Origin of the sequence: Bradyrhizobium manausense (genome assembly GCF_001440035.1) — a bacterium.
GTDB classification, from domain to species: Bacteria; Pseudomonadota; Alphaproteobacteria; order Rhizobiales; family Xanthobacteraceae; genus Bradyrhizobium; species Bradyrhizobium manausense.
In genome coordinates, this window is record NZ_LJYG01000098.1 from 31,170 (window position 1) to 32,878 (window position 1,709).

General features: G+C 67.9%; 2 protein-coding genes. Both read left to right on the top strand.

From position 1 onward, the window contains the following. The coding region (locus AOQ71_RS48365) for a patatin-like phospholipase family protein (RefSeq protein ID WP_347336710.1) at positions 1 to 590 on the top strand (590 nt) is incomplete at its 5' end. Between the two features lie 3 nt (positions 591 to 593). After that, on the top strand, positions 594 to 1,709 hold a 1,116-nt coding region (locus AOQ71_RS23905), incomplete at its 3' end, for a GntP family permease (protein WP_245317092.1).

Below are 1,709 nucleotides of genomic sequence, written 5' to 3' on the forward strand. Positions count from 1 at the left end.
CGCCGATCCAGCTCTTCGTCACCGCGACGCGCGTGCGCACGGGTCGCGGCCGCATCTTCCGCAACGCCGAGATCACGGCCGACGTGCTGCTCGCATCGGCCTGCCTGCCGACCATGTTTCGCGCGATCGAGATCGACGGCGAGCCTTACTGGGACGGCGGCTATGCCGGCAACCCCACCATCACGCCGCTGGTTCGCGAGAGCGACGCGCATGACACGATACTCGTTCAGATCAATCCAACCGAACGGCCGGAAGTGCCGCGCACCGCGGCGGAGATCCTCAACCGGCTCAACGAAATCTCCTTCAACTCGCCGCTGATGAAGGAGCTGCGCATGATCGCGCTGCTGCGCCAGGCCGCCGATCCCGGCAGCGGCGAGGGGGCGCGCTGGGCGAAGATGCGGACGCACCGGGTCAAGAGCGACATGCTGGCGAAGTTCGGCGCTTCGTCGAAGCTCAACGCGGAATGGGAGTTTGTCTCGCTGCTCCGCGCCGAGGGACGCCTGGCCGCGGATGCGTTTCTCCGCGAGCACGGCGCCGATGTCGGCCGGCAATCGACGGCCGACCTCGATGTTCTGCTGGCGGAGTGTTGAGGCATGGGTCTTCTCGGCCTGCTCGTCGGGCTCGGCCTGCTGGTGCTGTTCGCGTTTCGCGGCTGGAGTGTGCTCCTGCTCGCGCCCTTCGCCGCGCTGGTGGCGGCGTCGTTTGGCGGCGAGCCGCTGCTGGCGAACCTCACCCAGGTCTTCATGACGAATGCGGCAGCATTCCTTGCGCAGTTCTTTCCGATCTTCCTGCTCGGCGCCGTATTCGGCAAGCTGATGGATGACAGCGGCGCGGTGACATCGGTGGCCGACTTCATGGCCAAGCGTCTCGGCGAGCGCCGCGTGATCCTGGCCGTGGTGCTGGCCGGCGCCGCGGTGACTTACGGTGGCGTCAGCCTGTTCGTCGCGTTCTTCGTCATCGTGCCGATGGCCCGCTCGCTGTTTCGCGCGGCTGAAATTCCGCGCCGTCTGATTCCCGCTGCAATCGTGCTGGGGACGTCGACTTTCACCATGTCGGCTTTGCCGGGCACGCCGTCGATCCAGAATGCGATCCCGATGCCGTTCTTCGGCACGACGCCGTTTGCCGCGCCGGGCCTCGGCATCGTCGCCTCCCTGATCATGCTCGGCACGGGGTTGTGGTGGCTGCATCGCGCGGAGGCCAAGGCCAGGCGCGCCGGCGAGGGCTATGGCGACGAAATCGAGGACGTGATCGAGCGCGCCGCCACCGACGAGCTCGTGCGCGAGCGTGCGACGACGGCGCGCGAGTTCGATCCGGCGGAGCTGCAACATGGCCATCGCAGCGACCGAGCGTCGCCGATCCTGAACGCCGTCCTGCCCTTGATCGTCGTCGTCGCCGTCAATCTCTTGATGTCGCTCGTGGTGCTGCCGCGGCTCGATGTCAGCTATCTTGCCGAGCAACGCTTTGGCGGGACGTCGCTCGCCGCGGTTGCGGGCGTGTGGTCGGTCGCCGTGGCGCTGACCGCCGCCATCATCACGACCATCGTGCTGAACTGGTCCCGCCTGCCGGCATTGCGCCAGACCATGGACGCCGGCGCCAACGCCTCGGTGCTGCCCGCCTTCAGCGTCGCGAGCCTGGTCGGGTTCGGCGCGGTCGTCGCCGCACTGCCGGCGTTCACGACCGTGCGCGACTGGGTGCTCGCGATCGAAGGC